Raw genomic sequence first — 14,150 nt, 5'->3', positions numbered from 1 at the left:
TTTCGCCGTTGTTTTTTATCTCTTTAAAAATCTGGAAAATTCCAAAGTAAACAATGACTTACATAGATAAGTATAAGGAGCTAAAGAAGGCCTGCGCAAGTGCTTTTTCTAGGTATTATTTAAGACAAAAACAAACTTCAGAATTATTCTTCACTTTACAATCCAAAACCTGCTTAGTTTTGGTCAGATTGATTTTCATCTGGCTGACTTTAGAATTACGGATACTGTATTCGATCTGAACACCGTTTTCACGCTGTTCGAAGTACTGGCCCCAGTCCTCTTCAATTTTTGCATTGAGGGTAAGCTGTCGGATTTTACCCTTAACAGTGGCGATTTTCTGCTTTGCATCAATAGGCTTAGGGATATCAATCATCATTGGCGTTACGCGCTCTTCTTCGCCAACCCGAAACAGCGACATGATATCGTTGTTAACCCGCAATTTGTAATCAACGCCCTTTGAGCGGTAACGCAGCTCGCGCTCGAGTATTTTCTCTGAAAAAAGCAGATATTTAGCGTCTATGGCCGCATAGAGCTGATTGTAGTTGGTAATCTTACTTAAGTTAGGAAATGCCAGTCCGCAACTGCTGATTTGGGTCTGCAGCACCGAAAGCTTTGGCAGAGACATAACCGACGGTGCCTTTTGCGCAAAAGTAACAAACGAAAATAAGAAAACGGGCCAGAAAACTTTTAACATCTAGAAAGATATTAAACCCTTAACCCAGAATGGAATCAATGTACTCTTTTGGTTCAAAGACTTTTAAATCACCGATTTTCTCACCTAAACCCACTAAACGAATCGGTTTAGCCAGCTGATCGACAACACCCAGGGCAACACCACCCTTAGCCGTACCGTCCATTTTGGTTAACACCACACCGGTCACTTCTAAAGCTTTATTAAATTCGACCGCCTGATTCAGGGCATTTTGTCCAGAGTTGGCATCAAGCACGATCCAGGTTTCGTGGGGAGCATCGGCGATCACTTTTGCCATTACACGTTTTACTTTTTTAAGCTCTTCCATCAGATGACCCTGGGTATGTAAGCGCCCGGCAGTGTCTAAAATCACGAAGTCATATGAACCGGCTTTACCCTTATTAACAGCATCAAAAGCCACTGCCGCCGGATCAGTTACATTATCGGGCCAGAAAATTTCGACATGACCATTGGCGTTCTGGGCCCGCTCAGTCCAGACTTTTAACTGCCCGCCGGCGGCCGCACGGAAAGTATCACCGGCAGCAACTAAAACTTTAAAACCCTGATGCGCCAGTTGCGCCGTAATTTTACCAATTGAAGTCGTTTTACCAGCACCGTTTACTCCGACGATCATTAAAACCGTAGGCCCATCAGCTTGCTTTTTTACAAGATCTGAAACCAGTTTTGAATCTTTCTGTGAAGCGTGGATATTTAACAGAATCTCCTGCATTTGCTCCGATAAAGCATTTTTTACTTTACTGATATCGGCCATCTCTGAATTTGATAACTCAGAATCTACCTTATCTAAAAGTTTTTGTACCGTCTTAGGACCAAGATCGCTGGTGTAAAGAACTTCTTCAATTTCTTCTAAAACTTTTTTCTTATCCGTGTTTGAAAATGCATTTTTAATGCGGCCAAAAAAACTGTCTTTCGTTTTTGAAAGTGCCTGATGGATATCAACCTTGGTTTCAAACTCATCAACTGAAATCGCCTTGTACAGCGCCGGTTCTTCGTGTTTAGGCGCAGTCTGCGCGATAAACTCAGGCAACTCGGTAGGCGGCGTTGGCTCCTCCCTGTGAAGAGGAAACTGATCGGCCTGCGCGTTATCTAACGGCGGCGGCGTATAAGGCTTTTTCTTTTTAAATACAGATAAAAGAACCGGAATAAAAATAGCCAGCGCGATGACCACGATGGCTATTAAAAGAATATTCATTTGATAAGAATGCGACTCACTCATAGTTTAGCTGTGCCTCCTCGGCAGTCCGCCGAGTTTTAACACTGCTATTTGATATCGGCAAGGCTTACAGAAACCATGGTAGAAACGCCACGTTCCTGCATTGTCACACCGTATAGTTTCTGAGCAACTTCCATCGTGTGCTTATTGTGCGTCACAACGATGATTTGTGAACGTTTAGCCATCTCACGAACTAAGTCATTGAAACGGAAAACGTTGGCATCATCAAGTGGCGCGTCAACCTCATCCAGTAAGCAGTACGGAGACGGCTTAACCAAGAAGATCGAAAATACGACGGCAACCGCAGTCAGGGCTTTTTCACCACCCGACATTAGCGTTACACTTTGCATTTTCTTACCCGGAGGTTTGGCAATAATTTCGATACCCATTTCGCCTTTTTCTTCGTCGTGGATAATCTGAAGCATCGCCTCTCCGCCGCCGAATAATACAGGGAACACTTTTTGGAATCTTTCGTTAACAAGATCAAAAGTCTCTTTGAAACGTTTCGAGCAGATTTTGTTGATACGATCGATCACTTTACGAAGTTGTTCTTTCGCCTCAGTCAGATCTTCGTGCTGCTTGGTTAAGAACGCATAGCGCTCCTGGGTTTCAGAGAACTCAGCAATTGCTGAAAGGTTCACTTCACCGATTTTTGCTAATTTTTCGCGTAATTCTTTTAGCTCTTCAACAGCAGCAACCGGATCACCTTCACGGCCGATGTATTTTTCAATAACATCCGGAAGATTGATCATGTACTTTTCACGAGTTTGCTCGATCAAGTTCTGCTCTTTCATTTTTGCTGATTCAAGTTTTAATTGTGACTCAGACATACGCTGTAAACGTTCGTTACGTTCACGCTGAGTCGTGATCACTTTTTCTTCTAAAGCACGAATATCCGCAGTTTCGATTTCGAATTGGTTTTTAAACTGAGCTAAATCCAAACGTTTATGCTCGATATCCTGAACCATTCTTTCAAAATCGATTTTCGCCTGCTCAAGCGCATAAGAACCTTCGGTCATCTGTGAAGAATAACCTTCAGCTTCTTCAGACATACGGTTTAATTGGTGCGAAAGCTCGTTCACCTGTTTAGTTACCATCTCTAATTGGCGCACTAAACCTTGGTATTCCTGTGATTTAGAAGCTGACTTGATTTGTAAATCAGTCACTTCCGCCTGCTGGGTCTCAAAACCATCTTTCATCGCTTCGTACTCAGACGATAATGATGTGATTGATGTCTCAAGATCAACTTTTTGCGTGCGTAAATTCACAAGATTTTCTGTCATTTCAGAAATCTTTTCGTCTAACATTTGCAACTGCTCTGTTAAACGGCGAACTTCTTTATCCTGTCTTTCAACAGCATTGGCTGCCTGTTGAAGTTCATTATCAGCACGCTCTAAGTCTTTACGTAATTCAGCTACTTTGATTTCTTGCTCTAAACGGCGTTTTTGTGCGCCTTCAAAGTCATTTAATACATTAGCCAACTGCTCTTCAGTTTTCTTTAAAGCGGCATTGGCTAAAGCTAATTTACCAGACCATTCGTTTTTCTTATCAGATAACTCTTTGATTTCGCGGCGACGTTTTAAAACACCTGACTCTGCCGAATCTTTTGATCCACCAGTTAATACGCCATCAGCTGATAAGGTATCACCATCGGTCGTAACAAAAGTCCAACCGGCGTAATTTGGACGCAGGTTCAACGCCGTACGGATTGAATCCACAATCGCCACACCGGATAAGATGTTTTCTACTGATTGCGAAAATTGTTCATCTGAACGAACTACTTTATTTAATAAACCGATAACACCAGATTCATTTTCCGGGTTTCCGGCAGGTGCTAAGGCTTTTTCACCTTGGCCTGCAAAAAACGAAGAACGGCCGGTGTTGTTTGCTTTTAAATAGTCAACAGCTTCTAAAGCTGTTTCTTGTTTGCTTGATAAAAGCATCTGTAATTTAGAACCAAGAGCCGCCTCCATGGCGATTTCAAATTCACTTGGAACTTCGATCACTTCTGATACCGGATGGAAAGTTTCATTTACTGTCCCATCGGCGTTCATTGATGATTCAGTACGTGCTTTTGACCAAAGCATAACCTGCTTAACGCCCTCTTCGAACCCTTCGAAGTTTTGCGCCAAGTTTTCTAAACCATAAAGACGCGAAGCAGTTTCATTTAAATTGTCTTTAAATTCCTGAACTTCGATCTGTTTTTTCTGAACTGACTCAGTCAAAATCTTTTTATTCGCCTCGAATGATTCAGCATCATTTGACAAGTCTAACTGCAGTTGGCGTTGCTGGTCTAATTCATTGGTTACTTTACGGCGACGAATTTCAAACTCGTGATGTGTTTCGCGTAATTCAGCTAATTTAATTTCTTCATCCGCTAAGCGGTCGGCAACTTCCGATCGCTGGCCGTTAAAAGAGTTTAATTTAGCATCTAAAGCCGACTCAGATTGGCCTAAAGCAAATTGCTCACGGCGCTTAACAGTTAGTTCTTCGTCAATTTCAGTAAAACGTTTTTGGTTAGTACTGAAAGCTAACGCTTTAGTTAATGATTCTTCAGCTAAAAATTCTGATTCCGCTTTTAACTCATCAGCCTGAGCCTGAAGATTTTCCTGGTCACGGGCCAATAGATCATAGCGAGCTTGCTGCTCGCTTAAGATATTACCCGTCATTTGTTCATTACGTTTAGCCTGTTCTAAGGTAAAACGTAGTTCTTGAATTTCTAATTCTTTCTTTTGAACGGCACTTTGCTGATTGAAAAATTCTTGCTGGCGGTCTTCAACGGCTTTTTCCTGTTCAAGCACCGACAACTTCATTGTTTCAAGTTGTGATTGCATGGCAGAAAGATCAGCTTCAGAACCGACTTCCAGAGCCTGCGCTTCGTTAAAAATAGCCTGGGCTTCATTAGCCGCACGGGCTAATTCAACGTATTGCGCCGATGATAACCATAACTCTAAATCTTCGATTTGAGTTTTGATGGTACGGTAACGTTCAGCACGCTGAGCCTGACGCTGCAAAGAATCGATTTGGCGTTTTAATTCGCCGATGATATCTTGTAAACGCACCAGGTTTTGATCTGTTGACTGTAATTTACGTTGCGACTCTTTTTTACGGGCTTTGAACTTCGTAATACCTGCCGCTTCTTCGATTAACATGCGGCGATCTTCTGGCTTAGAGGTTACAATTTTACCGATCATACCTTGGGCGATGATCGAGAAACCTTTCGAACCAGCACCCGTATCCATAAAGATCTCTTGCACGTCTTTTAAACGTGATGGCTCTTTATTGATAAAGTATTCACCTTCACCGTTTCTGTGAAGACGACGAGTCACCATAATCTCAGAGTGTTTTAAGTACTTGGCAGGGAATGGACCGCCATCATTTTCTAAAGTTAAGGAAACTTCGCATAACCCTAATGGGGCGTAGTTTTCTGCGCCGGCAAAGATAACATCTGTCATTTGCGATGCACGTAAGTCTTTGGCTGATTGATCACCCATGACCCACATTAAGGCATCTACGATATTAGATTTACCACAACCGTTGGGTCCAACGATACCTGTGATTCCTGCGTCGAATTGAATAACTGTACGATCTTTAAATGATTTAAAACCGATAAGTTCTAGTTTTTTAATTCTCAAAGCAAAACTCCTTTTGCGAAGAAAATGGTTTATAATCCACGGCTCGGCCACGGATAAGGGATAGAACGGATAACTATATATAACTGTCCTTTGGTCTGGTGAGTTGAGTCAATGATGAAAAGTGGTGGACATGAGAGATTCTCCCCAACATGCCGCAACGCCGCACATCCCATGATTAGTGTGCTCAAATCCTATTCTGAGACAACGCCCACTATTTTAGCTGATTAATATTTAGATATCTTAACATCAGCACAATCCCAGAAACACAGGACCTGCCGATAAATATATCAAGTACAGGTACATACGTTTTAACAAGGTCACGTGTGTGCCACAAATCTTGATCATCGGTTAATGCAGGATTGCGGCGGCCGATGATTTTTTTAACCAAACAGGAGATTCGCATATGAAGTCTTTTAAAATACTACTTATCGAAGATAATCCATTTTTTAAAGGCCTTTGGAGCGACATCATTGCGCGCGCCACCAGCTCACCATTCCAATTAGACTGGGCAAATAATGACTTCATCGCCAGCGAAATGTTAGCAAAGAACACCTATGATCTTATTATCTCCGATATTATATTGTCAGGCCGAAAAACCGGCATCGACCTCTTACAAGAAGCAGACATCAAGGGAAGTTTTTTTATTTTTGCTTCAAGCATTCCCGAAGACGCGTATTTTGAGTTTACTAGCATCAAAAAAAGAAAAGCAGATTGTTTCGTCCATAAACCATTAAATCCGACTTACTGTACCGAACTACTGTCTGCAATTTTTCGCCACGACCTCAGAGAAAATGCGATGTAAAAAACTAGGAACCTAACAACAAACGATAACCACTGCGAATCACAGTATCGATTTTAACTGTTGATTTATGAATTTTTTTACGCAAATGCGCTACATGCGTATCGACACTTCGTGAAGTAACTGACAAATCATCGCCCCACACTTCGGCTAACAAGTGCTCGCGCGAATAAACACGCTCGGGATGTTTGGCCAATGCTAAGAGAAGTTTAAACTCTAAAGTTGTGAGATCAACCGGCAGCTGCTCAGAACCGGCCCCTTGGATAACGACCTTTTGCTTACTAACCGTTATCAAAAGGTCACCGATTTTTAATATGTCTGAATTGGTTTTGGCCTGTTCGAGTTTTTTAAGCTTTGCGGCCACGCGAGCTTTTAATTCGATGGGGTCAAATGGTTTACCTATAAAATCTTCGGCACCAAATGAAAAGGCTGTCACCTTATTGGCGATATCAGTCTTACCGCTAATAATTATCACAGGAACCTGAAATTCAGAGTTTGAACTTAGCTGATTTAAAAATGCCAAGCCATCACCATCAGGTAAGCCGATATCCAAAAGAATTAAATCGAAATTATTAGTTTGCATTAAAGACTGCGCTTCTTTTAACGACGACGCCATCGAAAGCGAAAACTCTTTAAGAGTGTTAGCTGCTAACACTCTTATGACTTCATTATCTTCTACAAGTAACAACTTCTGCACTACCATTACTCCCAGCTACTTTTTCTTCCGCTTTAAATGTGCTTTAGCTGCCGCAAGTCTGGCAATTGGTACGCGAAACGGTGAACAGCTGACATAGTCTAAATTTACATTTTCAAAAAACTCAATCGAATCCGGATCACCGCCATGCTCTCCACAAACACCGACTTTTAACTGACCCTTTGCCTGACGGCCAAGATCAACACCTGTCTTCACTAAAGTACCCACACCTACCTGATCGATAGAAACAAATGGATCTTTGGCAAAAATACCCTGGCTTACGTAACTGCTTAGGAATCTGCCCGAATCATCACGCGATAGACCTAAAGTTGTTTGCGTTAAATCGTTAGTACCGAAACTAAAGAAATCAGCGTGTTTAGCAATCTCGTGCGCTGTAACTGCTGCACGCGGAAGCTCGATCATCGTACCTACCTGATAATCAAACTTAGTTTTAGTTTCTTTCATCACTGTTTCAACAACTTCAACCGTTTGCGCACGTAACATTTCCAGTTCTTTAGCTGTGGCAATTAACGGAATCATGATTTCAGGAACTAATTTTTTACCTTCTTGCACTAACTTTGCTGCCGCTTCGGCGATAGCACGTGACTGCATTTGATAAATCTCCGGGAAGGTTACCGCTAAACGGCAACCGCGGTGACCTAACATCGGGTTAAACTCATGTAGAGCCTGAATTTTTGCTTTTACGCGGTTTGCATCCATCTTTACACGCTGAGAGAAATGTTGGATTTCTTCATCAGTGTGCGGCACGAACTCATGTAACGGCGGATCTAATAAACGGATCGTCACCGGAAACCCGTCCATAATCTGGAATAACTGGTAAAAATCATCTCTTTGCATCGGAAGTAATTTCTCTAATGCACGTTCACGCTCAACTTTAGTTTCAGAAATAATCATTTCACGGACAGCATCAATTCGATCTGCACCGAAGAACATGTGTTCAGTACGACATAAACCGATACCTTCTGCCCCGAAATTACGCGCCGTTTGCGCATCTTTTGGTGTATCAGCGTTAGCACGAACTTTTAATCTGCGAACACCGTCAGCCATCTTCATCAAACGATCAAAAGCCCCGTCTAATTTAGGTTCGATTGTTTTTACCTCACCCAAGTAAATCTCACCGGTGCTACCGTCTAATGTGATTACATCGCCTTTTTTAAGGTTGTACCCTTTGGCACGCATTTGTTCATTCGTATAATCCACTTCAACTTCTGAACAGCCAGCTACACAGCATTTACCCATACCGCGCGCAACAACTGCCGCATGCGACGTCATACCACCACGAGAAGTTAAAATACCTTGGGCTGCTACCATTCCGGCGATGTCTTCTGGAGAAGTTTCAACACGAACCAAGATAACTTTCTTACCCTGCTCTCTCCACTCAACGGCATCTTCCGGCGTGAACACGATCTGTCCGCACACACCACCCGGGCTGGCAGGCAGACCTTTAGCCAACAGTGTTTTTGCAGCTTTTGGATCCAAAGTCGGATGCAATAACTGATCTAACGATGACGGATCTAAACGTAAGATCGCCTCGTCTTCAGTAATTAATTTTTCATCAATCATGTCACAGGCAATCTGTAAAGCCGCTTTTGCCGTGCGCTTACCGTTACGGGTTTGCAACATCCACAATTTGTTTTTTTCAATTGTGAATTCGATATCCTGCATATCCTTAAAGTAAGTCTCTAATTTTTTGTAAATGGTCTCTAAATCAGCGTATGGCTCAGGCATGATTTCTTTTAATAATGAAATCGGCTGTGGTGTGCGGATTCCCGCCACCACATCTTCACCCTGGGCGTTGACTAAAAATTCACCGTAGAATTTTTTTGCCCCCGTTGAAGGGTCACGGGTAAATGCAACACCGGTCGCTGAATCATCACCTAAGTTACCAAACACCATCGACTGTACGTTAACTGCAGTTCCCCACGAGGCCGGGATATCGTGTAGCTCACGGTATGTGATCGCGCGCGCTGTATTCCATGATTTAAATACTGCACTGATCGCCCCCCACAGTTGCTCCATCGGATCAGCTGGAAAACTCTGGCCGGTCATTTGCTGAACCATATCTTTAAATTTTTTAACTAATTTTTTTAAATCTTCAGTTGAAAGCTCGGTATCTAAGTGAATGCCCTTTTCAGCTTTCAAATCTTCTAAAGTCACTTCAAGAAGTGATGAATTCATTCCCATCACCACATCAGAATACATTTGGATAAAACGGCGGTAAGAATCCCAGGCAAAACGCGGGTTGTTTGAAGATTTTGCTAAACCTTCAACCGTGTGGTCGTTTAAGCCCAGATTTAAGATCGTGTCCATCATCCCCGGCATTGAAGCGCGTGCACCGGAGCGGACACTCACTAATAACGGGTTATTGGTATCACCGAATTTTTTACCGATTTTAGATTCAACACGAGATAAGGCTTTTAAAACCTCTGGTCTTACCCATTCAGGCAATTTTCCACCTTCAGCGTAGTAGGCTGTACAGATATCGGTAGAAATCGTAAAACCCGGAGGTACAGGTAAGCCGATCGCTGTCATTTCAGCTAGATTGGCCCCTTTACCACCAAGGGTGTTTTTCATGCCCGCATTACCTTCAGCTTCACCCGCTGCGAAGTAATAAACGAACTTCTCTGGTTTAGTATAAGTCTTTGTGTTTGTAGTCTCCATTACACAATCCTTTTCTTTCGTTAGTTGTTAAACTGTTTTAATTGAACAGCGATGTAAGCATTTAATTCTTTAATTTTAACACGTTCTTGAGTCATCTTGTCGCGGTGACGTACTGTCACGGCACCGTCATTGATCGTGTCAAAGTCGTAAGTAACACAAAACGGAACGCCCACTTCATCAGCGCGGCGGTAACGTTTACCGATCGAACCGGTTTCATCGTAAGTCACATCAAAATCTTCTGCGAGCTGATCACGTAAGGCTTCAGCCGGCAGTGATAACTCATCTTTTTTCGATAGCGGAAGAACTGCTACTTTGATCGGCGCGATATCAGGATGTAAGCCTAACACCACACGCACGTCCTCTGAAGTTTTACCGGTTTCATCTTTTGTCACTGTGACTTCTTCACGGTAGGCATCGCACATAAACGCTAAGAATAAACGATCACAACCCACCGCAGTTTCAATCACGTACGGGATATACTTTTCTTTTTCTGCTTCGTTGAAGTACTCTAGGTTTTTACCAGAGAATTTCGCATGTTGGGTTAAATCGAAATCAGAACGGTTATGAATACCTTCCAACTCAGAAAAACCCATCGGAAATTTGTACTCAACATCCACTGCCGCACGCGCGTAGTGAGCCAATTTATCGTGATCTTTGAATTTTAAGTTTTCTTCGCGGATGCCGTATTTTGTATAGAAGTTCCAGCGACGCTCTTTCCATTCAGCAAAGTATTTTTCATCAGTGCCCGGTTTTACGAAATATTGCATCTCCATCTGTTCGAATTCACGGGTACGAAAAATAAAATTACCCGGCGTGATTTCGTTACGGAAAGATTTACCAATCGCTGCAATCCCGAACGGAATTTTATAACGAGACGACTGCTGACAGTTCTGAAAGTTCACAAAGTGGCCCTGAGCTGTTTCAGGACGCAGGTAAACCACCGAGCCCGAATCTTCCAATGGACCCATGTGGGTTTTAAACATCAGGTTAAACTGGCGCTCTTCGGATAAGTTTTTGCTGCCGCAAACCGGACATTGCTTTTTATTAATGTATGATTCTGTGTTATCAGCGCGGAAACGTGTTTTACAGTCTTTACAGTCAACCAATGGATCCGAGAAACCATCAACGTGGCCCGAAGCTTTCCAGACTGTTGGATGCATAAGAATAGCGGCATCAAGACCAACGATATCAGCTCTTCTGGTCATGGCATTCCACCAGGCACGTTTAACGTTTAGCTTCATGAGCGATCCTAACGGACCGTAATCCCAGCAGCTACCAAGGCCGCCATAAATTTCTGAGCTTTGAAACACAAAGCCGCGGCGTTTTGATAAGCTCACAAGAGTATTTAAATCTTTTAGACGTCTGATTTCTGGGATAGGTGTTGGTTTTGAATCTGCAGACACGTTGGCAATCCTTTCGCAATGTCAAAATACGATGTTGAATAGCGTATCTTGAGCGTTGCAAAGAGGTAACTAATTTCTCTATGTGTCACAGTGCGTTTTCAGAGGAGAAAAAACAAAAAAACCTCATGGTTCAAGAGGGGCTTAAACACATGAGGTACCAGTCGATTGTTGCCAATGTTCTGACAATTTCTACTAGTACATAATGTGCGCCAAATGTAGGCTTAACGGTATAGCTTTACAGGCAAAAACCGCTGTCCAAAGCTTTGACAGTTGCCGGGAATTATTTCAAGTTTTTACTCTAAAATACCGATAAGCAGTTATGGGATTGATTATCAGGCCAAACTCAAAATTAAGAGCTTTGCAATGCCGCGTATTTAGCTGGCAGGCCCTTAAAGAAGTCTATCGCCGTGAGCCCATTGTCATTGCATGGGAAAACATCAACGAAATCCTGGTTTTTCCCGAAGATAAACAGCGCCACTTTGTCATTGAGTTCATAAACGGTGATGGTTACAAAACCATCATGAGCTTTTTTGCCGAAGAGGTGGATAATCTCTCTGAATTTGAAAACTACCTGCATGAAAACCCGGAAAAATCGCACCCCAACCGCTACAAGTTCTATAAAGATATCCTGGTCGAAAGCGTAAAACCCAATCTTCGATACGGCGTGATCAGCTTAAAATTTATCATCGGATTACTGGCCCTGTCGTTCATGTATTTTCAATTCAAATACTTCGGCTCGCTACTTATCCAGAAATACCAGTTTCTCATCAAAGTCAGCTGCAACGTGCAATGTGCCCAGCAGCTTTGGTCGATCAGCACAATGTTCTTTTACGTGCTAATGATATTCTTGGCACCGGTCATCCCTTTGCTGTTCTACAAAAAAATTTACTCTGCGGTCGCGCGCAGCAAGAATGTGCAGGTCATTAATTCCGCCATAACTGAGACTATCCTGCTGGCTGCCGTTGGTCTTACGATCCTGCTCACCTCGAGCCCGGCCATCTTTAAAGCCACCACCCGTTACTCTAAAGTCTTAGCCGCTTACTCGGATGGATCGCTACAAACCAAGTTATCGCAAAAAATCGAAATGGCCTCTAAGCGCGAGTTTCAGGGCGATGTCGATGAAATCGAAGAAGTTGAGTTCTTAGAAACTCAACTTGAAGAATAATATTTGAAAAATAGCCATTTTATCACCAAATGAGCCGACAAATTTCGGCACTCTTGTTGCTCTTATGTCTCCCGTTCAAAAAAAAGGGGGACACAATGATCCAATTTAAAAGATTTCTGCCTTTATTTGCTGCAGCCATCACCGCATTAAGCATGACTGCTACAGCCAATTCGGCACCATCTGAGCAAACTTCTCAGGTGATTACTCGCACAGCGGCATCTGCTCACCAGGCCGTGGCACGTCTATCAAAAAACTTGTACCGCCAAGAGCAAGTACAGGTGCCATATACAGTGCAGGTACCTTATCAGGTCGAAGAACAATACACAGTTCAGGTTCCATACACTGTGCAAGTTCCTTACACTGATTATGTAACTGACTACCGCGATGAATACCGCTGCGAAAATGTCACCCGCTACCGCAATGAACAACGCTGCGAAGACGTGACCCGTTACCGCAACGAACAACGCTGTGAAAACGTGACTGACTACCGCCGCGAATGCCGCAACGAACAGAAATGTTACCTAGTTCCCGGCGAACCAGGTCAGTGCCGCGACGTTGAAGAATGTGGCACAAACGCCCATGGCCAAAGAGTCTGCAAAACCCGTCGTGTTTGCGATAGCGGAACAGGCCCAACTCAGCGTTGCGAAAACCAACAGGTTTGCAACAACGTTCCTTACACCCGTCATGAATGCCGCACAGTTCAGGTTCCTTACCGTGAACGTGAATGCCGCACAGTTCAGGTTCCTTACACTGATCAACAATGCGGTAACGTGCGTGTACCGTACCAGCGCGAAGTGACCAGATACCGTGATGAAACCCGCTACCGTGAAGAAACCCGCACGCGTACCGTAACGAAATACCGTGAAGAAACAAAATGCTGCAAAACCGAAACACAAACGGTTTTTGACCGCCAGCTGCAGTTCCAGGTTATCGTTTCGTTCCCGCAAGATGCCGCGTTAGCTGCTCATGAATCTGAGACCCTAAAAGTCACTTTAACTTCAGCCCAACCGGGTCAAGTTTCTGTTGCCACGGTGAATTCACTATATGGTTACAAAGTGATTTCACAAACGCAATCAGGCGAGATCATCAACGTGCAGTTAGGCTTAACCCCGCTGTTTGATGCTACAAATGCAGGTGCTGGTACACTTAAAGGTTTACAGGTTGTGTACTCACCGCTTTTAAATCAATTTGTAGTAAGCTTTAACGATTTAATCACGCACGCTAAAGTACAAACTACTTCTGAGATTGAAGTTCGCGATTTAGCAACTGATGCTGTTATTGAAACCGGAATTGCGACATCATTAGCTAACGGCAAAACCGGTTTAGTTGTGCAGGCGCAAATCCCTGCGCACTCAAAGATCCGTGCGGTAGTTAAAACGACCCGCACTGGTTCGGTAATCGCCAACGGCCAACTGTCGTTTCAAAGCACTGCTGTTTACGACCGCCGTGTATTAACTGCAGAAGATATCCAGATTTTATCTGACTCTTCTAGAGTTCAGTTAACTGCGCCAAACCAACAAGGCATCAATGCATATATTAAATTAACTGATACCACTGAACAATTTACCGAAGTTTCTACTAAATACGTATTAAGCTTATTTGAAGTTAAAAACGGAAAATTGCGTGCGATCAACACACCACAAACTGTAACGCGCGAACAAGCGCAAGCAGCTAACGGTGAAGTAACTCTGGCAAGATTATTAGGAAGCAAAGCCTCTTCAATCCTAAAAGCCGGAAACCAAATCCGCGCCCAGGTTGACGTTAAACGTAAAGTGTCTGGTTCGGACTTAAATGATCCAGCACCATTTACAGTGACCACAGATTTATATATTCAGTAGTTTAAATAA

At 43.1% G+C, this 14,150-nt stretch carries 9 protein-coding genes; 3 read left to right on the top strand and 6 right to left on the bottom strand.

Annotation, left to right across the window (positions count from 1 at the left end):
* Positions 1-115 precede the first annotated feature (115 nt).
* From AC04MM_RS14250 to smc, 3 genes are read right to left on the bottom strand one after another with little or no spacing between them, the layout of a single operon-like run.
* Positions 116-694: a hypothetical protein gene (locus tag AC04MM_RS14250; RefSeq protein ID WP_475381051.1), complete on the bottom strand. Its 579-nt coding sequence runs from the start codon at positions 692-694 to the stop codon at positions 116-118.
* A 19-nt stretch (positions 695-713) separates the two neighbouring features.
* On the bottom strand, positions 714-1,928 hold the full coding sequence (ftsY, locus tag AC04MM_RS14245; protein WP_475381050.1) for a signal recognition particle-docking protein FtsY: 1,215 nt from the start codon (positions 1,926-1,928) through the stop codon (positions 714-716).
* Between the two features lie 44 nt (positions 1,929-1,972).
* A complete protein-coding gene (gene smc, locus AC04MM_RS14240) occupies positions 1,973-5,560 on the bottom strand; it encodes a chromosome segregation protein SMC (RefSeq protein WP_475381049.1) in 3,588 nt (1,195 codons plus the stop codon).
* 403 nt (positions 5,561-5,963) lie between these two features.
* Between smc and AC04MM_RS14235 the strand changes: the two genes are divergently transcribed.
* Positions 5,964-6,362 (top strand): response regulator, encoded by a 399-nt coding sequence (locus AC04MM_RS14235; RefSeq protein ID WP_475381048.1) that lies wholly within the window; start codon positions 5,964-5,966, stop codon positions 6,360-6,362.
* 4 nt (positions 6,363-6,366) lie between these two features.
* Here AC04MM_RS14235 and AC04MM_RS14230 read toward each other — a convergent pair whose 3' ends face one another.
* The 3 genes from AC04MM_RS14230 to AC04MM_RS14220 are packed head-to-tail and all read right to left on the bottom strand — an operon-like array spanning position 6,367 to position 11,138.
* Entirely contained in the window at positions 6,367-7,056 is a 690-nt protein-coding gene (locus AC04MM_RS14230) for a response regulator transcription factor (RefSeq protein ID WP_475381047.1), read from the bottom strand.
* Positions 7,057-7,071: 15 nt separating this feature from the next.
* Entirely contained in the window at positions 7,072-9,735 is a 2,664-nt protein-coding gene (ppdK, locus tag AC04MM_RS14225; RefSeq protein WP_475381046.1) for a pyruvate, phosphate dikinase, read from the bottom strand.
* A 20-nt stretch (positions 9,736-9,755) separates the two neighbouring features.
* Positions 9,756-11,138: a glycine--tRNA ligase gene (locus AC04MM_RS14220; RefSeq protein ID WP_475381045.1), complete on the bottom strand. Its 1,383-nt coding sequence runs from the start codon at positions 11,136-11,138 to the stop codon at positions 9,756-9,758.
* Between the two features lie 319 nt (positions 11,139-11,457).
* Between AC04MM_RS14220 and AC04MM_RS14215 the strand changes: the two genes are divergently transcribed.
* Positions 11,458-12,303, top strand: a complete 846-nt coding sequence (locus AC04MM_RS14215; protein ID WP_475381044.1) for a hypothetical protein — start codon at positions 11,458-11,460, stop codon at positions 12,301-12,303.
* Positions 12,304-12,398: 95 nt separating this feature from the next.
* Positions 12,399-14,141 (top strand): hypothetical protein, encoded by a 1,743-nt coding sequence (locus AC04MM_RS14210; RefSeq protein ID WP_475381043.1) that lies wholly within the window; start codon positions 12,399-12,401, stop codon positions 14,139-14,141.
* Positions 14,142-14,150: the final 9 nt, after the last annotated feature.

Source organism: Bdellovibrio sp. SBM16, from assembly GCF_056175625.1.
Note: the sequence above shows the minus strand (reverse complement) of the source record. Positions and strands in the feature narration are given on the sequence as shown.